The following is a 19,450-nucleotide window of genomic DNA, read 5'->3' on the forward strand; positions in this document are numbered from 1 at the left end:
CTCACATCACCGCGCCGATCAGCCAGGGCACGAACTCGTTGTCGCCCAGGCCCTGGGCCTCGGATTTCGACATCTCGCCCGAGGCGACGCGCAGCAGCAGCTCGTAGATCTCGCGACCCACCTCCTCCACCGTGCGGCCCTCGGTGAGGATGGCCCCGGCGTTCACGTCCATGTCCTCGACCATGCGGGTGTACATCTCGGTGTTCGTCGCGATCTTGATGGAGGGCGAGGGCTTGGCCCCGAAGGCCGAGCCGCGCCCGGTGGTGAAGGCCACCAGGTTGCAGCCCGAGGCGATCTGCCCGGTGACGGATGCGGGATCGTAGCCCGGACTGTCCATGAAGGTGAAGCCCTTCGCGGTCACCGGCTCGCCGTACTTGTAGACACCGTTGAGCGGCGAGGTGCCGCCCTTGGCCGCCGCGCCGAGGGATTTCTCGAGGATGGTGGTCAGCCCGCCCTTCTTGTTGCCCGGCGAGGGGTTGTTGTCCATCGAGCCCTTGTTGCGGGCGGTGTAGTCCTCCCACCACTTGATGAGGCCGATGAGCTTCTGCCCGATCTCGGGCGAGGCGGCGCGGCGGGTGAGCAGGTGCTCGGCGCCGTAGATCTCCGGCGTCTCGGCCAGCACGCCGGTGGCGCCCTGGGCGGCGAGCAGGTCGCAGGCATAGCCCAGGGCGGGGTTCGCCGTGATGCCCGACCACGCGTCGGAGCCGCCGCATTGCAGGGCGACCATCAGCTCGGAGGCCGGGCAGGGCTCGCGCGTGAACTGGTTGGCGACGGGCAGCATCTTCTCGATCTTCTCGATGCCCGCCTCGATGGTGCGGCGCAGGCCCGCCACGTCCTGGATGTTCATGGTCTGGAAGGTCGGGCCCTGCTCGAGCCCGTAGAGCGACAGGAGCCAGTCGATCTGGTTCACCTCGCAGCCCAGCCCCACCATCAGCACCGCGGCATGGTTGGGGTGGCGGGCATAGCCCCACATCACCCGGTTGAGCGCCTCGAACCCGTCGCCGTCGCCGGCCATGCCGCAGCCGGTGCCGTGCACGAAGGCCACGACGCCATCCACGTTGGGATAGTCCTTGAGCTTCTCGGGGGTGAAATGCGCGGCGATGCGCTTCGCCGCGGTGGCCGAGCAGTTCACCGAGGTGACCACGGCGATGTAGTTGCGCGTGCCCACCCGGCCGCTCGCGCGGCGGTAGCCCATGAACGTGTCGGGCGTGGCCGCCGGAGTGACCGGGCGCAGGTCGGTGCCGAACTCGTATTCCACGTCGACATTGCGGAACTCGAGGTTGTGGCTGTGGACATGCGCGCCCGGCGCGATGTCCTCGGAGGCATAGCCGATCACCTGCGCGTACTTGCGCACCGCCTCGCCCTTCGCGATGGCGCGGGTGGCGATCTTGTGGCCCCGGGGCACGAGGCCGATGGTCTCGGCCCCGTTCTCCAGTGCCACCCCCGCGGCGAGCGGCTTCACCGCCGTCACCACGTTGTCCTGCGGATCGAGTCTGACCCAGTCAGCCATTTCTCAAGCCCTCTCAGAGGAAGATTTCGATGATTCCCGGCCAGACCAGCAGAACCGCGAGCGCGAGGATCTGCAGGCCGATGAACGGCAGGAACCCCTTGAAAATGTCGGTGAGCGAGATTTCCGGCGGCGCCACCGACTTGAGGTAGAAGGCCGCGGGCCCGAAGGGCGGCGAGAGGAAGCTCACCTGCATGTTCATGCAGAACACCACGCCGAACCAGACGGCCACGTTGGAGGCCGAGAGCGTGCCGAACACCCCGATCTCCTCCACCGGCAGCTTCAGCACGATGGGCAGGAACACCGGCATGACCAGCAGCACGATGCCCACCCAGTCCATGAAGGCGCCCATGAACAGGAAGATCACCATCATCACCAGGATGATCGACATGGTCGGCATCTCGGCGCCGGTGATGAGGTTGGCCACGTAGGTGGGGCCGCCGGCGAGCGTGTAGGCCCCGGCCAGCGCCGTGGCGCCGATGGTCACCCACACGATGGTGCCGGTGGCCTTCACCGTGCGCAGCAGGCTGTCCCACACGAGGCCCACCGAGGCCTCGCCGCGCACCACCGCGATGACGAACACCGCCACGGCGCCCATGGCCGCCGCCTCGGTGATGCCGGTGATGCCGCCGTAGATCGAGCCCAGCACCACGCCGATGACGATGATCGGCGCCACGAGGCCCTTGCCCATGCTCCAGCCCTTGGAGAGCCGGCCGAGCCCGAGGAAGGCGATGATGCCGAGCGCCACCGCTGTGACGATGCCCAGCGGCAGCAGGTCGCCCGCCATGCCGAGCACGATCGGGTCCACCCCCTCCTGGGGCACGTTCTGGCCGCTGACGGTGAGGAACAGCGCGCGCAGGAACAGCGCGATGGCAAAGCCCGCCACCAGCAGCATCAGGAAGCTCAGGAACAGCAGGCCCTTCTCGCGGCCCACCGGCTCGCCCGGCACCGGCTCGGGCAGGGGCGCGTCCTGCGGGCGCAGCTGGGTGCGGATGATGATGTAGATGATGAAGAACGAGGCCAGCATGAAGCCGGGCAGGAAGGAGGCGGTGAACAGCGAGCGGATCGAGGTCTCGGTGATCAGCCCGTACATGATGAGCACGATCGAGGGCGGGATCATCGTGCCGAGCGAGCCCGAGGCGCAGATCGTGCCGACCGCGAGGTTCTGGTTGTAGCCCAGCCGCAGCATCTGCGGCAGCGCGATCAGGCCCAGCAGCACCACCTCGCCGCCGATGATGCCCGACATCGCCGCCATGATCACCGCCATGATGGATGTGACGATGGCGATGCCGCCGCGCGTGCCCGAGAGCCAGACGTTGAGCGAGGAGTACATCGACGTGGCGATGCCGGAGCGTTCCAGCAGGTTCGCCATGAAGATGAACAGCGGGATCGAGATCAGCACGTAGTCGGTCAGCAGGCCGTAGACCCGCTGGGCGAGGATGTTGAGCGGCCCGGTGCCGAAATTGCCGAACAGCAGGTCGGGCCCGAATTTCATCACCATCACGCCGACGGCGAGGAAGGCGGAGGCGAAACCGAGCGGCATCCCGATGGCCAGCGTCGCGAGCAGCGCCAGCAGCAGGATGAGGGAGATTGTACCTGTATCCATTGTCGGGTGCCTCAGTCTTCCAGGTCGTCTGCGGGGTTGTGGAATTCCTTGTCCTTCGACCAGTCGCAGATGAGGTTGGTCACCGCCTGCACGGCGACAAGGCAGATGATGAGCAGCACCAGCGGCTTCAGCGTGGCCGGGATCGGCGGGTCGAAGGCGGTGCCGAAGGTCTCCCAGCGCAGGAGCTTGTCGCGCGCCTCGTTGTAGCCGCCCCAGACGATGGCCACCGCGAAGGCGACGATGAGCGCGGTGGAGATCAGGTCGCAGACACGCTGCAGCGAGCGCGGCATCAGGTCGTAGAGCACGAAGATGCGGATGTGCGCGCGCTGCTGCATGGCATAGAGCCCGGAGAACAGGAACACGAAGCCCGCCATCCACAGCGACAGCTCGGTGGCCCAGATCGTGGCGGATTCGAAGACGTAGCGCATCATGATCTCGTAGGCCATGACCAGCACCATCGCGGCGATGAGCAGCATGGTCACCCGCCCGACGGCGACGCTGATCCAGTCCATGACACTGGTCTTTTCATGTTCGACCACTGCGAATTCCTCCTGTCTCCGGGGCATCAGAACAGCGGGCGGGCACCCGTATGGGCACCCGCCGGCAGGTTTCTCGGGCTCGCGGAAGCGTGCGTTACTGGATCAGGCCCAGCTTCTCGAGGAAGGCCGTGTGGCTTTCGACAAGCGCCTTGGCTTCCGGGGACTTCTCGGCCCAGCCCTTCCAGGCTTCCTGCGCGGCCGTGCGGAAGGCCATGCGGTCTTCCTGGCTCCAGTTGTGCAGGGTCACGCCCTGTTCCTTGAGCTTCGCGGCGGCCTCGTTGTTGGCCACCTCGAACTTCAGCGAGGTCTGGAAGCCGAGCTTCTGCATCGCCACCTCGATGATGCGCTGGATGTCCGGCGGCAGGCTGTCCCACTTGTCCTTGCGGATCGCGAGATGGTCCGAGGGCATGGAGTGGAAGCCGGGGTAGGTGGCATGCGTGGCGATGTCGTAGAGGCCGAGGCCCACGTTGTTCGCCAAGCCCGAGGCATCGGCGCCGTCGATGATCTTGGTCTCGAGCGCGGTGAAGATCTCGGTGAAGTCCATCACCACCGGCTTGGAGCCGAGCGAGGCGAAGATCTCGGTCTCGAGGCCCGGGGGCGAGCGGAACTTCCAGTCCTTCAGGTCGGCCACGCCGGTGAGCGGGTTGTTGGAGGCGAGCGATTCCTGCCCGTAGATCCACCAGCCCACCAGGTGCATGTTGAATTCTTCGTAGAGCGCCTGCGCCTGCTCCATGCCGCCGCCGTCGTACAGCCAGGCGTACTGCTGCCAGGGCGTGTCGTAGCCGCCCATGATGTCGCCGACGAACTGGAAGCCGGCGTTCTTGCCGGTCTGGTAGGCGCCGCCGGTCATGTCGCCGTCGAGGATGCCCGAGGCGGCGGCGTCGAAGGTCTCCACCGTCTTCACGACGGAGGAGGAGTAGAACATCTCGATGGCAAGACGCCCGCCCGACATCACCTGCACGTCATCGACGAACTGGGCGGCGAGCTTCCCCGACACCGTCTCCGGCGCGTAATGGGTCTGGATGCGCAGGGTGTATTCCTGGGCCGAGGCGGCGGTGGCGGAAATGGCGGCCGCAGCCACACCTGCGAGCAGAAGAGAAAGTTTCATACATGGTCCTCCCGATGCGCGGCTCTTCTGAACGGGCCGTTTTCGCGGTCTGGCGCACAAACGATCTGTGCACCTCGCGGAAAAACTACTGGAGGGTCTTCGACCAAACAAGAAGAAATTCAATACCTTCTCTGTTTTGCATCTGCGTATTCCCTATTGCATTGCAACAATTCTGGCAGGTTGACGCAACGTCTCCATGCGGGTTTCCGCAGCCGCCGTGCGGGGACCGGCAAATCGGACTGCGCACCTCCGCAGCCCGGCCCGGGCCCTGCCGGAACGCTGGCCGGCGCGCGCCGGGCGACGCCCGGAGGGCGCGGCAGCTTTGCCCTTCACCTTCGGGCGGAAAAACCCTAGAACCGCCCGGGAAACGGGCCCGGGCGCCCGGCAACAGATCCGGAGATCCTCATGGGCTTCAAATGCGGTATCGTCGGGCTGCCGAACGTGGGCAAGTCGACGCTCTTCAACGCCCTCACGCGCACGGCCGCGGCGCAGGCGGCGAACTTTCCCTTCTGCACCATCGAGCCCAACGTGGGCGAGGTGGCCGTGCCCGATGCGCGGCTCGACACGCTGGCCGAAATCGCCGGCTCGAAGCAGATCATCCCCACCCGCCTCACCTTCGTGGACATCGCGGGCCTGGTGAAGGGGGCCTCGAAGGGCGAGGGGCTCGGCAACCAGTTCCTCGCCAACATCCGCGAGACCGACGCCATCGCCCATGTGCTGCGCTGTTTCGAGGATGACGATGTCACCCATGTCGAGGGCCGGGTGGACCCGATCTCCGACGCCGAGGTGATCGAGACCGAGCTGATGCTCGCCGACCTCGAGAGCATCGAGAAACGCCTGCAGAACCTGCAGCGCAAGGTGCGCGGCGGCGACCGCGAGGCCGCCGACCAGGAGCGCCTGCTCAAGGATGCCCAGGCGGCGTTGGAGGACGGCAGGCCGGCCCGCACCGTGTCCGTGGCCGAGGACGACGCCCGTGCCTGGAGCCTGCTGCAGCTCATCACCGCGAAGCCGGTGCTCTATGTCTGCAACGTCGACGAGGCCTCGGCGGCCACCGGCAACGCCCATTCCGAGCGCGTGGCGCAGATGGCGGCCGAGCAGGGCGCTGCCTCGGTGGTGATCTCGGCGGCGATCGAGGAGGAGATCTCCCAGCTCGCCGACGAGGACCGCGACATGTTCCTCGAGGAAATGGGCCTCGCCGAGCCCGGGCTCGACCGGATGATCCGCGCCGGCTACGGGCTGCTGGGCCTGCAGACCTACTTCACCGTGGGGCCGAAGGAGGCCCGCGCCTGGACCATCCCGGCCGGCACCCACGCGCCGCAGGCGGCGGGCGTGATCCACGGCGATTTCGAGCGCGGCTTCATCCGCGCCGAGACCATCGGCTACGACGACTACGTGGCCTGCAAGGGCGAGGCCGGAGCGCGCGACGCGGGCAAGCTGCGCGCCGAGGGCAAGTCCTACATGGTCAAGGACGGGGACGTGCTGCACTTCCTCTTCAACACCTGAGGCATCGGCCGGCCGGGGCTGCTCCCGGCCCCTCCGTCGGCGCTGCAATCGCGCGTGCCGCCTTCGTTGCGATGCGGAGGCCCGTTCCGGGCCGTTCCTGCTGCCTCGCCGCCCCGCGGGGCGGGGCGCCTCAGGCGGGGCCCATCTCGCCCATCAGGGTGCGGAAGCGCTCGAGGTAGCCGCCGCGCACCACCGCGGGGGGCTGGGGGTCGAGCGTGACGGAGGCGATCAGGCCCGCGTCCGGCCGGCCGAAGAAGCGGCTGGCCTCGCCCTCCGAAAAGCCCGCGATCTGCACCGCCTCGAGCCAGGCGGACAGCCGGTCGGCCTTCTTGATCTGCGCCTTCACCCGGGCGGGCAGCACCGCCGGCAGGCCGAAGCGCAGGTGGACGGCCTGCATCAGCCGGTCCTCCAGCTCGCGGTAATCTGCGCCGATCGTGTGCTTGACCGGCGAGATCATGTCGCCCACCACGTATTCCGGCGCGTCATGCAGCAGGGCGGCGAGGCGCCATTGCACCGGGGCCTCCGGGGCGATGAGGCAGAAGAACTCCTCCACCAGCAGCGAATGCTCGGCCACCGAGTAGGGCCAGGCGCCCATGGTCTGGCCGTTCCAGCGCGCCACGAAGGCGAGCCCGTGGGCGATGTCCTCGATCTCGATGTCGAAGGGGGACGGGTCGAGCAGGTCGAGCCGGCGTCCGGAAAGCATGCGCTGCCAGGCGCGGGTCTTGCGGGGCAAAACGGGTTCTCCCGTGTTGTAAGCATTCACTTCGCGTCACGACCCACGCCCGACATTGTCGGCCCCGGGGGAAGGTGGTAACAGGCCTTAGGATTCCAATTGTCTCGGAGGAGCCTTTCATGTCCACGGATTACATTGTCAAGGATATCGGATTGGCCGATTACGGCCGCAAGGAACTCGACATCGCCGAGACGGAGATGCCGGGGCTGATGGCGCTGCGCGAGGAGTTCGGCACCACGAAGCCGCTCAAGGGCGCGCGGATCGCCGGCTCGCTGCACATGACCATCCAGACCGCCGTGCTGATCGAGACGCTGGTGGCACTGGGCGCCGAAGTGCGCTGGGCCTCGTGCAACATCTTCTCCACCCAGGACCATGCCGCCGCGGCCATCGCCGCCGCCGGCATCCCGGTCTTCGCCATCAAGGGCGAGACCCTGGCCGAGTACTGGGACTATGCCGACAAGATCTTCGACTTCGCCGAGGGCGCCAACCTGATCCTCGACGATGGCGGCGACGCCACGCTCTACATCCTCATGGGGGCGCGGGTGGAAGCCGGCGAGACCGACCTCATCGCCACGCCGACCTCGGAGGAGGAGGAGTGCCTCTTCGCCCAGATCAGAAAGCGCATGGCGGCGAACCCGGGCTGGTTCACGAAGCAGCGCGACATGCTGCAGGGCGTCTCGGAAGAGACCACCACCGGCGTGCACCGGCTCTACGAGCTGATGAAGCAGGGCCAGCTGCCCTTCCCGGCGATCAACGTGAACGACAGCGTCACCAAGTCGAAGTTCGACAACAAGTACGGCTGCAAGGAATCGCTGGTCGACGGCATCCGCCGCGCCACCGACACGATGATGGCCGGCAAGGTGGCCGTGGTCTGCGGCTACGGCGACGTGGGCAAGGGCTCCGCCGCAAGCTTGCGCGGCGCCGGCGCCCGGGTGAAGGTGACCGAGATCGACCCGATCTGCGCGCTGCAGGCGGCGATGGACGGGTTCGAGGTGGTGACGCTGGAGGATGTCGTGTCCTCCGCCGACATCTTCATCACCACCACCGGCAACAAGGACGTGATCCGCATCGAGCACATGCGCGAGATGAAGGACATGGCCATCGTCGGCAACATCGGGCACTTCGACAACGAGATCCAGGTCGCGGCGCTGAAGAACCACAAGTGGACCAATATCAAGCCGCAGGTCGACATGATCGAGATGCCCACGGGCGCGCGGCTGATCCTGCTCTCCGAGGGGCGGCTGCTGAACCTCGGCAACGCCACCGGCCACCCGAGCTTCGTGATGTCCGCCTCCTTCACCAACCAGGTGCTGGCGCAGATCGAGCTCTGGACCCGCGGCGAGCAGTACAAGAACGAGGTCTACGTGCTGCCCAAGCATCTCGACGAGAAGGTGGCGGCGCTGCATCTCGCCAAGCTGGGCGTGAAGCTCACCACCCTCTCCAAGGAGCAGGCGGCCTATATCGGCGTGTCCGCCGAGGGGCCGTTCAAGGCCGAGCACTACCGCTACTGATCGCCCCCGCACGGGCGAGGAAGGGGCGGCCCGCGGGCCGCCCCTTTTGCGTTCATACCTCTGTAATTATTGGATTTTACCTATCAATTTCTTGCGGCGCGCGGGCAGATGGGCGATACAGATCCTGCGAGCCTAGAACGGGCGCCGCCAGCCGGGACGATGCCGGACAGCTCTCTGCAGTTCAGGAACTGCAGCACAGGATGTCCGACGCACCACCTCCACAGGCTGACGGCACGCATATTCCCCAAACGCCTCCGTCTCCCCGAGAGCGGATTTTCCAGAGCCGGGTGGCCTGCCTCTGCATCGTGATGCAGCGGCGCGCCGATCCTGCGCGGCCTTGGAGCACTGTGCGATGAGGATACGGGATACCCGTGGGAGCCGGCCGGATGTGTTTGCGCGTCTGGCCTGGTGGGGCGGCGGAGAGCTTCCTGGGCAGAAGCTCTCCGCCACTTTATTTCCGGCACTCCGCTCGCGACAGCCGGCGGCTCGAAGGGAGCGCAACCCGCAGCCCGCAGCCCGAAGGGGCGCGACGGCCAGAAGCCCGAAGAGAGTGCAAGAGCCAGCGGCCCGACATCCGGCCGCCTGAAGGGGAGCGACAGCCTGCAGCCCGAAGGGGGAACGCCCGCCTCGCCGAGGGGGCTAACGCCCCCGCAGCTCGGCGGGCGTGGCACCGGCCCGGGGGCCGTTGCCGGCGCTGCGCCCGGCGGGGGTCAGGGGGGGCGCCCGCGAGGGGCGGGGGCGTCGGGGTGGGCCGCCCGGCGCGGCCGGGCGCTCAGCCTTCGAAACCGCCCATGCGGCACAGGATGTCCCATTCCTCCGGGCTAACCGGCTGCACGGAGAGGCGGGAGTTGTTCACCAGGATCATCTTCTCCAGCCCGGGCGTGCGCTTGCAGTCCTCCAGGGTGATCGGCGTGGCGAACGGGCCGACGGCGCGGATGTCGACGCATTCCCAGCGCGGGTCCTCGGTGGTGCTGTCCGGGTGGCACAGGGCCGAGACCTCGACCACGCCCATGATGCGCTTCTCGTTCACCGAGTGGTAGAAGAAGCCGCGGTCGCCGAGCGCCATGGCCCGCATGTTGTTGCGCGCCTGGTAGTTGCGCACGCCGTTCCATTCCTCGCCCTCGGCCCCCTTGGCGACCTGGTCGTCCCAGGACCAGGTGCCGGGTTCCGATTTGAAGAGCCAGTAGTTCATGTCGTCCCCTTGGATTCGCGCGTCAGCGGCCGGGCGAGAAGCTGCGCCATCGCCTCGCGCACTGTTATCTCCCCGGCGAGGAGCTGTGCAACCGCGGTGATGATCGGCACCTCCACCGCCTCGCGCCGCGCCAGCGCCAGGGCGGCGCCGGCGGTGGGCCGCCCCTCCTGTGTCACCGCCGCCGGGGCCTCGCCGCGCCCCAGCGCATGGCCGAGGGCGAAATTGCGCGACAGGGGCGAGTTGCAGGTGAGCGAGAGGTCGCCCAGGCCGGAGAGCCCGGCGAAGGTCTCGCGCCGGCCGCCGAGCGCGCAGCCCAGCCGGGTCATCTCGGCGAAACCCCGGGTCATCAGCGCGGCGCGGGCACTGTCGCCGAGGCCCGCGCCGATGGCCGCCCCGCAGGCGATGGCGAAGACGTTCTTCAGCGCCCCGCCCAGCTGCGCGCCGGTGAGATCGTCGGTGAGGTAGAGGCGCAGCGCCGGCGTGGAGAGGCGGCGTTGCAGCTCCGCCCCGGCCTCCGGCTCCTCGCAGGCGAGGGTGAGCGCGGTGGGCAGGCCGCGGGCGAGATCGGCGGCGAAGCCCGGGCCGGTGAGGGCTGCGAGCGGGCCGGCATGCCCCTCCGCCACCTGCGACTGCAGCAGGAGATCGCCGGGCGTGAGCCCCTTGGCGCAGAGCACCAGCGGCACGGCCGGGCCCGGGGGCAGGGCGGCGAGCACCGAGGCCGTGGCCCCCGCCGGCACCGCGGCGAGCAGGATGTCGCCTTCCGCCAGCGCCGGCGCGGCCCCCCGGCCGTGCAGCGCCACGGGCGCGCCACCGTCGCGGAACGTGGCGGCGAGGGCGGAGCCGAAGGCCCCGGCGCCGAGAATGTGGATCACGCCCGCAGGCGCGCTCACGCCTTCGCCCCCTTGCGGCCCGAGCCGAGCATGGCGGCGGCCGCGGCGTCGAGCGGCCAGCGCGGGCGGGCGCCGAGGGCCATGTCGTCGGGCCCGCGCAGGCCGAGCTGCTCCAGCCCGGCCCAGGCGATCATCGCGCCATTGTCGGTGCACAGGCGCAGCGGCGGGGCGAGGAAGCCGAAGCCCTCGCCCTCGGCCGCACCGGTGAGGGCGGCGCGCAGCACAGCGTTTGCCGCCACGCCGCCAGCCACCGCGAGGGTGCGCGGTCCGTGCGCCTGCGCGAACAGCCGGCAGGCGCGGCGGGTCTTTTCCGCCACCACTTCGGCCACGGCCTGCTGGAAACCGGCGCAGAGGTCGGCGCGGTCCTGCACGGTGAGGCCGCCCTTTTCCGCCACGATCCGGTCACGCGCGCGGCGCACGGCGGTCTTGAGCCCGGAGAAGGAGAAATCGCAGTCCGGCCGGTCGAGCAGCGGGCGGGGGAAGGCGAAGCGGGCGGCGTCGCCCGCCGCGGCCTCGCGCTCCACCGCCGGGCCGCCGGGGTAGCCGAGCGCGAGCATCTTCGCCACCTTGTCGAAGGCCTCGCCCGGCGCGTCGTCGATGGTGCCGCCGAGGCGGCGGAAGCTGTCCGGGCCCTCCACGGCGAGGAACTGGCAGTGCCCGCCCGAGACCAGCAGCATCAGGTAGGGGTAGGCGAGCCCGTCGGTCAGCCGCGGGGTGAGGGCATGGCCCGAGAGGTGGTTGACCCCGATGAGCGGCAGCCCGGCGCCGGCCGCGAGCCCCTTGGCGCACATCACGCCCGAGACCACGCCGCCGATCAGCCCCGGCCCGGCGGTCACCGCTATGGCGTCGACATCGGCGAGGCTGAGCCCCGCCTCCTCCAGCGCGCGCTCCACGCACAGGTCGAGCCGCTCGGCATGGGCGCGGGCGGCGATCTCGGGCACCACGCCGCCGAAATCGGCGTGCAGCTCCGCCTGGCCGGAGACGACCGAGGACAGGATCTCCCCCGCTCCGCCCGGCCGGCCGCGCACAACGGCGGCGGCCGTGTCGTCACAGCTCGATTCCAGTCCGAGGAGGGTCAGGGTCCGGTCCATTGGTCGCTTTTGTCCGATTGCCAGCGCGTGCTTGCGCAGGTAACACCGCGGACATGACACCGCAATGCTCCCCCGCCGAGCCGCTGTGCATCGGCACGCGCGGCTCACCGCTGGCGCTCGCCCAGGCCGAGCAGACCCGGGACCGGCTGATGGCCGCTCACGGGCTGCCGCAGGACGCCTTCCTCATCAAGGTCATCCGCACCACCGGCGACGCGGTGCAGGACCGCTCGCTGGCCGAGATCGGCGGCAAGGGCCTGTTCACCAAGGAGATCGAGGAGGCGCTGCTCTCCCGCGAGATCGACATCGCCGTGCACTCGATGAAGGACGTGGCCACCCTGCTGCCCGAGGGGCTGGTGATCGACACCGTGCTGCCGCGCGCCGATGTGCGCGATGCCTTCATCTCCGCCCGGCATGCCTCGCTGGAGGCGCTGCCGCAGGGGGCCACGGTGGGCACCTCCTCGCTGCGCAGGCGCGCCCAGCTGCTCGCCGTGCGGCCGGACCTGCAGGTGGTCGAGTTCCGCGGCAACGTGCAGACCCGGCTGAAGAAGCTCGAGACCGGCGTGGCCGAGGCCACCTTCCTCGCCTGCGCCGGGCTGGAGCGGCTGGGGCGCGAAGGCCTCGGCACTCCCCTGCCGGTGGAGACGGTGCTGCCCGCCCCCGCCCAGGGTGCCATCGGCATCGAGCGCCGCGCGGACGACGACCGCGCCGCCGCGCTGCTCGCCCCGATCGGCGATGCCGAGACCGCCGCCTGCGTGGCGGTGGAACGCGCCTTCCTCGCCGCGCTCGACGGTTCCTGCCGCACGCCCATCGCGGCGCTCGCGCGGCTGGAGGGCGGCACGATCCGCTTCCGCGGCGAGATCCTGCGCCCCGACGGCACCGAGCGCCACGCCGCCGACTGGTCGGGGCCCGAGGCGGAAGCCGCCGCCGCGGCCCGGGCGCTGGGCGAGGCGCTGAGGGACAAGGCCGGTGACGGGTTCTTCGGCTGATCTGCTCATCACCCGCCCCGAGCCGCAGGCCACGGCCTTCGCGGCCCGGGTGGCGGAGGCCTGGCCGGGCGCCTTCCGGCCGCTCATGATGCCGCTTACCGAGCTGGTGACGGAGCCCGCGCCGGTGGCGCTCGAGGGCGTGCAGGCGCTGCTCTTCACCTCCGCCAACGGCGTGCGCGCCTTCTGTGCGGCAAGCGAGGCGCGCCACCTGCCGGCACTCTGCGTGGGCGATGCCACGGCGGCCGCCGCAGCCGGGGCCGGGCTTGCCGCCGAATCGGCCGGGGGCGATGCCGCGGCGCTCGCCGCGCTGGCCGCACGGGCGGCCATTCCCGGCGGCGGAGACTATCTCTGGGTGCACGGCCGCCAGGCGGCGGGAGACCTCGTCGGCACGCTGGCCGCCGAGGGCATCGGCGTGCGCGAACTGGTGCTCTACGAGGCGCGCCCGGTGGCCGCCCCGCCGCAGGCCGTGGCCGCGCGGCTGGCGCATGGCGGCCCGCTGGTGGCCAGTTTCCTCTCGCCCCGGGCGGCGCGGCTGTTCACCGATCTCGCGCTCGCGGCGCGGGCGGCCGGCGCCGGCTGGGCGCTGGGCGGCGCCGCGGCGATCTGCATCTCGCGGGCCGCCGCGACCCCCCTCTCGGAGGCCGGTTTCGGCCGCGTCACCCTCGCCTCCCGCCCCGATGCGGAGGCGGTGATCGAGGGGCTGGGACAGTTTGTCGGCCGGTGAAACCCCGCATCCGACTGGAAGAATTGTTGCCCCCGGCGGTGGGCTGACCTACCTTCGCCCCACAGGCGGATGGGTGCTGGCGGTGTCTGACCGCCTGCCAGAATTGCAGGAGGATATGCCGGTCCCATGACACGCGACAGGAAGACCGAAACCGAAATCGATGCCGCGAAGACCGGCCCGGACACCGCGTCCGGCCCGAAACTCACCGCGCCGGACCCGTTTGCCGACATGCCCGCCGGGCCCCGCATGGCCGCCCCCGACGGGCCGGCCGCCGCCCCGCACGACCCCGCTGCAGGAGCCCCGTCGCCGGACCCGGCCCGGGCCGCGCCGCAACCCGGCGCCGCGCCGGCCCTCGCGCCCGTGCCCGAGCGTGCGCCGGAGGAGGACGGCCCCGGCGCGGCCACGCCGCCGCCCGCCGCCGAGCCCCCGCTCCTGCCCGAGACGGAGCCCGAGGAGCCGGAGCACGAGGAGGAGGAGCATTACTCCGTCGCCGGCCGGGTGCTCACCGGGCTGGTGCTTATCCTGCTGGGCGGGGCGCTGTTCCTCTGGGCCGGGCCGAAGGTGGCGCCGCACCTGCCCGCCGGCATGGCCCCGGTCGCCCAGTGGCTCACCCCCGGCGGCGAGCGCGCCGAGGAGGAGATCGCCGCCCTGCGCGCCGAGCTCGACGACCGCATCGCCGCCCTCGACACCGGCCCCGACGAGGCCGCGCTCGAGGAGATGGTGAATGCCCGTGTCGCCGCCGCGCTGGAGGAGAACGCCACCGAGCGCCAGCAGCGCCTCGATGCGGCGCTCGAGCAGGTGAACCAGCTTTCCGACCAGATCGCCGCCTCCGACAGCGGCGCCATCGAATCGCGCCTCGCCCAGGCGGAATCGCAGATGCAGGGCCTCGCCGCCCAGGTCGAGTCGCTCGGCACCGGCGTGGCGCAGGAGAATTCGGCCCGGCTCGACACGCTCTCCGCCGCGGTGGACGGGCTGAAGGCCGAGCTCGCCGACCTCACCGGCCGCACCGGCAGCCTCTCCCAGCGCATCGACGAGGTGGCCGCCACCAGCGAGCGCCGCGCCGAGGAGGCCGACGCCATCGCCGCCGATGCCGAGACCGTGCGCCGCTCCGCCGCCTACCAGGCCGCGCTCAACGACCTCGGCGCCGCCATCGAGAGCGGGGAGCCGCTCACCGGTCCCGTCGCCGCCATCGAGCAGGCCGGCGCCGCGGAGGTGCCCGAGGGCCTCGCCGCCGCCGAGGAAAGCGGCGTGCCCACCCTGTCCTCCCTGCGGGCGGATTTCCCGGACGCTGCCCATGCCTCCATCCGCGCCTCGCTGCGCGCCGACGCCGGCTCCGGCATCTTCGACCGGGCCACCGCCTTCCTCTCGGCCCAGGTGGCGAGCCGCTCGCTCACCGAGCAGCAGGGCGACAGCACCGACGCCATCCTCAGCCGGGTCGACGCCCGCCTGAAGGAGGACCGGCTCGACGCCGCCCTCACCGAGGCCGAGGCCCTGCCGCCGGAGGCGAAGGACGCCATGTCCGGCTGGCTCGGCCGGGCCGAGCGGCGCCGCGACGCGCTGGCCGCCTACGAGACGCTGCGCGAAGCGTCTGTCGCGAACTGAATGCCGGGGGGAGAAAAGCAATGATCTGGTCGCTTCTCAAAGTCGCCATCTTCGTGGTCCTCACCGCCCTGGTCGCCTGGGGCGCGGGATATGTCGTGGAAACCCCCGGCGAGGTGCGCATCGCCTTCGGCGCCCGCGAGGTGAGCCTGGAGCCCATCACCTTCATCATCGTGCTGCTGCTCGCGCTGCTGGCGGTGTGGATCCTGCTCAAGCTCGCCGGCCTGCTGGTGGCGGTGCTGCGCTTCCTCAACGGCGACGACACCGCCATCTCGCGCCACTTCGACCGCTCGCGCGAACGGCGCGGCTTCGACGCGCTGGCCAAGGGCATGATCGCGCTCGCCGGCGGCGAGGGGAAGGAGGCGATGGCCAAGGCCTCCAAGGCCGAGAAGCTGCTCGACCGCCCCGAGCTCACCCGCCTCATCAACGCCCAGGCCGCCGAGATGGCCGGCAACCACGCCCGCGCCGAGGAGTATTACAAGCAGCTCCTCGAGGATGACCGCACCCGCTTCGTGGGCGTGCGCGGCCTGATGCGCCAGCGGCTGGAGGAGGGCAACACCGAGGTGGCGCTCAAGCTCGCCGAGAAGGCCTTCGCCCTGAAGCCCAAGCACGAGGGCGTGCTCGACACCCTGTTCATGCTCCAGTCCGAGAGCGGTGACTGGGCCGGCGCCCGCCGCACGGTGGAGGCCAAGGTGAAGGCCAAGGCCCTGCCGCGCGACGTGGGCGCGCGGCGCGACGCCGTGCTCTCGCTCGCCGAGGCGCGCGAGGCCGAGGTGACCGGCGATCTCGCCCGCGCCCGGCTCGCCGCGCGCGACGCGAATCGCCTCGCCCCCGCCTTCGTGCCTGCCGCCGTCACCGCCTCCCGCCTCAAGGCCGGGGAGGGCGACCGCAAGGGGGCCGAGAAGATCCTCAAGAAGGCCTGGGAGGCGAACCCGCACCCCGACCTCGCCGCCGCCTTCGCCGCCCTCGTGCCCGACGAGACCGCCGCCGAGCGGCAGGAGCGCTTCCGCCCGCTGCTGAAGCTGAAGGCCGACCACCCCGAAACCCGGATGCTGGCCGCCGAGCTCGCCCTCGCTGCCGAGGATTTCCCCGGTGCGCGCCGCGCGCTGGGCGATCTCGCCCAGACCCGCCCGACCACGCGCAGCCTCGCCATCATGGCGGCGGTGGAGCGCGGCGAGGGCGCCGAGGACAGCGTGGTGCGCGGCTGGCTGGCGAGCGCGCTCGGCGCCTCGCGCGGCGAGCAGTGGGTCTGCGGCAAGTGCCGCCATGTCCACGCGAGCTGGACCCCGGTCTGCGAGAACTGCGACGCCTTCGACACCCTGGTCTGGGAGGAGCCCCCCGCCGGCAGCGTGCCGGACGCGAGCTCGGCCGCCATGCTGCCGATCATCGTCGGCGCCGGCCGCAGCGTGCCGGGCCCGGAAACCTCCGACCCGGCGCCGAAGCCGGCCGCGCCGCCGCCCGAGGCGAGCGATGCCGAGCAGGTGGAGGAGGAGGCCCCCGCCACCTCCGCCCCGCGCGGGGCCTGAGCCGCCCCACAGGCTCTTGCGGCATCCCCCAAGATGCCGTATGGAGCGTGCCTGACGGGCCGGCGCGGCACTCCCGCGCCCGCCCGACGCACCGGACGCCGCTTTAGCTCAGCCGGTAGAGCATCGCATTCGTAATGCGGAGGTCGTCAGTTCGAGTCTGACAAGCGGCACCACCCTTCCCCCCCCCCCCCCCGCAGGGCTCTGCCTGAACCACGTGCCGGACCCCGCCTTGCCATGCGCCCCGACGGCGCAAGAGGCTGTTAAGGTGGCCCCGCTATGACCGTCTCTCCGACCATGGAGAGCACGGATGCCCCATCCCCCGCCGAGCCCCCGCCCCGCCCGCCCCCGGCGCTGCGCGCGTCTTTCTCGCGGGCCCTGCCGCCGCCTGCCTCCGCAAGGCAGGAGCGCGGCATCGGCCCGCCTGCGGCCGGCGGCCGGGCCCGCTGAGCGCCCCGTTTGCGGGATGGCCGCGGCGCGGCGGGGGCGGCCCGCCCGCCGGGCAAGCTGAGCCGGGGGGGCGGATGACACGGCACCGCAACAGGCCGTGCCGGGCGGGAAGCCCGCCGCGCGCCACGCGCCGGCACCGTCTGCCGCCGGGCTCCGGCTGCGGGGCCGGGGCTGCCGGGCGCTCTCCCTGCGGCGCCGTTCCGGCGCGAGTGAGGCGCCGATGAATGCCGTCGACCGGCCGATCCGCGTGCTCGTCGTCGATGACAGCGCCTCCGCCCGTTCGGCTTACCGCGCCCTGCTTTCCGCCGAGCGCGGCATCACGGTTTCCGACACGGCGACCGATCCGTATGACGCTGCAGCCAAGATGCGCGCCCGCATGCCCGATGTGCTGCTGATGGATCTCGACCTCAGCCGCATGGACGGGCTCACCTTCCTGCGCAAGGTGATGGCGCGGCATCCGCTGCCGGTGGTCATCTGCACCGATCCCACGCAGAAGGGCTCGCTCCAGGCGCAGCGGGCGCTGGAACTGGGCGCCACGGAGGTGATCGGCAAGCCGCGCCTGGTCACCGAGGCGGACCGGCGCGAGGGCCAGGCGCTGCTGGTCACCGCCGTGCTCGCCGCGGCGCGGGTGCGCCGCCCCGCGCGGGTGGAGGAGCTCACCCGCCCGCTGCCCAAGCTCGGCGCCGACGTGATCCTGCCGCCCGCGCGCCCCGGCGCCGCCCGGGTGCCGCGCGCCGGCTCGCTGGTGGCGATGGGCGCGTCCACCGGCGGCACCGAGGCGCTGCTGGAGGTGCTGCGCGCCCTGCCGGAGCGCGGGCCTCCGGTGGTGATCGTCCAGCACATGCCCGAGAAGTTCACCGCCGCCTTCGCCCGGCGGCTCGACATGCAATGCCCCATGCGGGTGGCCGAGGCGGCGAACGGCGACATGACCGGCCCCGGCCTCGCGCTTATCGCGCCGGGCAACCGCCACATGCTGCTGCGCCGGCAGGGGGCGCAGTATCGGGTGGAGATCGTGGAAGGGCCGAGCGTGATGCGCCATCGTCCCTCGGTGGACGTGCTGTTCCGCTCCGTCGCGCAGGAGGCGGGGGGCAACGCGCTCGGCGTGCTGATGACCGGGATGGGGGATGACGGCGCGCGCGGCCTGCTGGAGATGCGCCAGGCCGGGGCCGAGACCCTGGTGCAGGACGAGGCGAGCTGCGTCGTCTTCGGCATGCCGCGCGAGGCGCTGGCCCTCGGCGCCGCCGAGCGGGCGCTGCCGCCGGCGCGGCTCGCGGCCGAGATCACCGCCTGGGCGGCGCGCCGCCCGGCGGTATGACCGCCCGCCCGCGGGCGGGAGGGCGGTCGGGGAAGTTCAGCGCGCGAGGCAGGCGCGCAGCCCGTCGGCCATCTCCTGCAGCAGGGCGGGGTAGAGGCCGGGTCCCGGCTCCAGCTTCGCGCCCAGCGGGTCGAGCACGCCGGCCTTCGCCTCGGTGTCCTGCAGCACGGTCTCGACCAGGCCGGGGTTGAACTGGGGCTCGGCGAAGACGCAGCGCACGTCGAGGCGCTGCACCTTGTCGCGGATCTCGGCGAGGCGCGCGGCACCGGGGGCCGCGCCGTCACCGATGCTGATCGCCCCCGCGGCGGCGAGGCCGAAGCGCGTCTCGAAATACTGGTAGGCGTCGTGGAACACGATGAACGGCGTATCGTGCAGCCCGTCGAGGCTCGCGTTGATGCGCTCCTCCAGTGCGGTGAGCTCGGCGCGACCGGCGTCGGCGTTGGCCGCGTAGGCCGCGGCATGCTCGGGGTCGAGCGCAGCGAGCCTGTCGGCGATCACGCCGAGCCAGACGCGGGCGTTCTCGGGGTCGAGCCAGGCATGCGGATCGTGGCCGTGATGATCGTGGCCATGCGCATCCTCCCCGTGGGCGTGGTCATCGTGCCCGTGGTCGTCATGGGCGTGCGCGTCATGCCCGTGCTCTTCGTGCCCGTGCTCTTCGTGCCCGTGGTCATCATGCCCGTGGCCTTCATGCCCGTGGCCTTCATGATCGTCATGGGCATGCTCTTCATGGCCCTCGTGCGCGTCGCCATGCGAGTGGGCCTCGAAGGTCGCGCCCTCGCGGAACGCGAGCTCGGTGGTGCCGGGGGTTTCCAGCAGCTGGATGGACTCCGCTCCCGACGCGAGCTCGGACACGGGCCCCTCCAGCCAGGGCGTGAGCTCCTCGCCGACCCAGAACACCAGGTCGGCGCGCTGCAGCGCCGCCGCCTCGGAGGGGCGCAGCGCGTAGTCATGCGGCGAGGCGCCCGGGCGGATGATCAGGTCCGGCGTGCCGACGCCCTGCATCACCCGCGCCACGAGGGAATGGACCGGCGGGATGTCGGTGGCCACCGACGGCACCTCCGCCGCGGCCGTGCCCGCCGCGAGCGCCGCCGTCACCGCCATTCCGGGAAAAAGCTTCCGCATGTCTCGCTCCGTGTTATTACATAACAGATGTCGGGGTCTTATATGTTACGT

Annotated in this window: 16 protein-coding genes and 1 tRNA gene; 8 read left to right on the forward strand and 9 right to left on the reverse strand. The window is 71.1% G+C overall.

Features of this window, described 5'->3' with window-relative positions; translation table 11 throughout:
• Nucleotide 1: 1 nt before the first annotated feature.
• The 4 genes from D3P35_RS02360 to D3P35_RS02375 all read right to left on the reverse strand — a co-directional run bounded on the left by D3P35_RS02360 (nucleotide 2) and on the right by D3P35_RS02375 (nucleotide 4,760).
• Nucleotides 2–1,510 (reverse strand): UxaA family hydrolase, encoded by a 1,509-nt coding sequence (locus D3P35_RS02360; protein ID WP_118132866.1) that lies wholly within the window; start codon nucleotides 1,508–1,510, stop codon nucleotides 2–4.
• A 13-nt stretch (nucleotides 1,511–1,523) separates the two neighbouring features.
• The gene (locus D3P35_RS02365; protein WP_118132867.1) at nucleotides 1,524–3,113 is read right to left on the reverse strand and encodes a TRAP transporter large permease subunit; all 1,590 of its coding nucleotides are present in this window, start codon (nucleotides 3,111–3,113) and stop codon (nucleotides 1,524–1,526) included.
• Nucleotides 3,114–3,124: 11 nt separating this feature from the next.
• The gene (locus D3P35_RS02370; protein ID WP_232830341.1) at nucleotides 3,125–3,652 is read right to left on the reverse strand and encodes a TRAP transporter small permease subunit; all 528 of its coding nucleotides are present in this window, start codon (nucleotides 3,650–3,652) and stop codon (nucleotides 3,125–3,127) included.
• 94 nt (nucleotides 3,653–3,746) lie between these two features.
• Complete coding sequence (locus tag D3P35_RS02375) at nucleotides 3,747–4,760, reverse strand: TRAP transporter substrate-binding protein (RefSeq protein ID WP_118132869.1); 1,014 nt, start codon at nucleotides 4,758–4,760, stop codon at nucleotides 3,747–3,749.
• Between the two features lie 405 nt (nucleotides 4,761–5,165).
• Here D3P35_RS02375 and ychF point away from each other — a divergent pair, with 405 nt between their 5' ends.
• Nucleotides 5,166–6,263, forward strand: coding sequence for a redox-regulated ATPase YchF (ychF, locus tag D3P35_RS02380; RefSeq protein WP_118132870.1), 1,098 nt, complete (start codon nucleotides 5,166–5,168; stop codon nucleotides 6,261–6,263).
• 130 nt (nucleotides 6,264–6,393) lie between these two features.
• Here ychF and D3P35_RS02385 read toward each other — a convergent pair whose 3' ends face one another.
• Complete coding sequence (locus D3P35_RS02385) at nucleotides 6,394–6,996, reverse strand: YfbR-like 5'-deoxynucleotidase (protein WP_232830342.1); 603 nt, start codon at nucleotides 6,994–6,996, stop codon at nucleotides 6,394–6,396.
• A 119-nt stretch (nucleotides 6,997–7,115) separates the two neighbouring features.
• Between D3P35_RS02385 and ahcY the strand changes: the two genes are divergently transcribed.
• Nucleotides 7,116–8,507, forward strand: coding sequence for an adenosylhomocysteinase (gene ahcY / locus D3P35_RS02390; RefSeq protein ID WP_118132871.1), 1,392 nt, complete (start codon nucleotides 7,116–7,118; stop codon nucleotides 8,505–8,507).
• Between the two features lie 772 nt (nucleotides 8,508–9,279).
• On the opposite strand, the gene D3P35_RS02395 is transcribed toward ahcY, so the two are convergent.
• Genes D3P35_RS02395 through tsaD form a run of 3 tightly spaced genes read right to left on the reverse strand, consistent with a single transcriptional unit; the run spans nucleotide 9,280 to nucleotide 11,680 of the window.
• The gene (locus D3P35_RS02395) at nucleotides 9,280–9,699 is read right to left on the reverse strand and encodes an EVE domain-containing protein (protein ID WP_118132872.1); all 420 of its coding nucleotides are present in this window, start codon (nucleotides 9,697–9,699) and stop codon (nucleotides 9,280–9,282) included.
• Nucleotides 9,696–10,571, reverse strand: coding sequence for an NAD(P)H-dependent glycerol-3-phosphate dehydrogenase (locus D3P35_RS02400; RefSeq protein WP_118133137.1), 876 nt, complete (start codon nucleotides 10,569–10,571; stop codon nucleotides 9,696–9,698). The genes D3P35_RS02395 and D3P35_RS02400 overlap by 4 nt, the downstream gene beginning before the upstream one ends.
• 14 nt (nucleotides 10,572–10,585) lie before the next feature.
• Nucleotides 10,586–11,680, reverse strand: a complete 1,095-nt coding sequence (gene tsaD / locus D3P35_RS02405) for a tRNA (adenosine(37)-N6)-threonylcarbamoyltransferase complex transferase subunit TsaD (RefSeq protein ID WP_118132873.1) — start codon at nucleotides 11,678–11,680, stop codon at nucleotides 10,586–10,588.
• A gap of 53 nt (nucleotides 11,681–11,733) precedes the next feature.
• Here tsaD and hemC point away from each other — a divergent pair, with 53 nt between their 5' ends.
• The 6 genes from hemC (at nucleotide 11,734) to D3P35_RS02435 (ending at nucleotide 18,277) form a co-directional block, all read left to right on the forward strand.
• Nucleotides 11,734–12,666 (forward strand): hydroxymethylbilane synthase, encoded by a 933-nt coding sequence (gene hemC, locus D3P35_RS02410; protein ID WP_118132874.1) that lies wholly within the window; start codon nucleotides 11,734–11,736, stop codon nucleotides 12,664–12,666.
• Nucleotides 12,647–13,390, forward strand: a complete 744-nt coding sequence (locus D3P35_RS02415) for a uroporphyrinogen-III synthase (RefSeq protein WP_118132875.1) — start codon at nucleotides 12,647–12,649, stop codon at nucleotides 13,388–13,390. Before hemC ends, D3P35_RS02415 begins: the two co-directional genes overlap by 20 nt.
• Nucleotides 13,391–13,516: 126 nt before the next feature.
• Nucleotides 13,517–14,992: a COG4223 family protein gene (locus tag D3P35_RS02420; protein WP_118132876.1), complete on the forward strand. Its 1,476-nt coding sequence runs from the start codon at nucleotides 13,517–13,519 to the stop codon at nucleotides 14,990–14,992.
• Nucleotides 14,993–15,012: 20 nt separating this feature from the next.
• The gene (locus D3P35_RS02425; protein ID WP_118132877.1) at nucleotides 15,013–16,515 is read left to right on the forward strand and encodes a heme biosynthesis protein HemY; all 1,503 of its coding nucleotides are present in this window, start codon (nucleotides 15,013–15,015) and stop codon (nucleotides 16,513–16,515) included.
• Between the two features lie 97 nt (nucleotides 16,516–16,612).
• Nucleotides 16,613–16,688, forward strand: a tRNA-Thr gene (locus D3P35_RS02430).
• Nucleotides 16,689–17,182: 494 nt separating this feature from the next.
• Complete coding sequence (locus D3P35_RS02435; protein ID WP_118132878.1) at nucleotides 17,183–18,277, forward strand: chemotaxis response regulator protein-glutamate methylesterase; 1,095 nt, start codon at nucleotides 17,183–17,185, stop codon at nucleotides 18,275–18,277.
• Nucleotides 18,278–18,313: 36 nt separating this feature from the next.
• Here D3P35_RS02435 and D3P35_RS02440 read toward each other — a convergent pair whose 3' ends face one another.
• Entirely contained in the window at nucleotides 18,314–19,399 is a 1,086-nt protein-coding gene (locus D3P35_RS02440) for a zinc ABC transporter substrate-binding protein (RefSeq protein WP_118132879.1), read from the reverse strand.
• Nucleotides 19,400–19,450: the final 51 nt, after the last annotated feature.

The organism is Oceanicella sp. SM1341, from assembly GCF_003448965.1.
In the GTDB taxonomy this organism is placed as follows: Bacteria; Pseudomonadota; Alphaproteobacteria; order Rhodobacterales; family Rhodobacteraceae; genus Paroceanicella.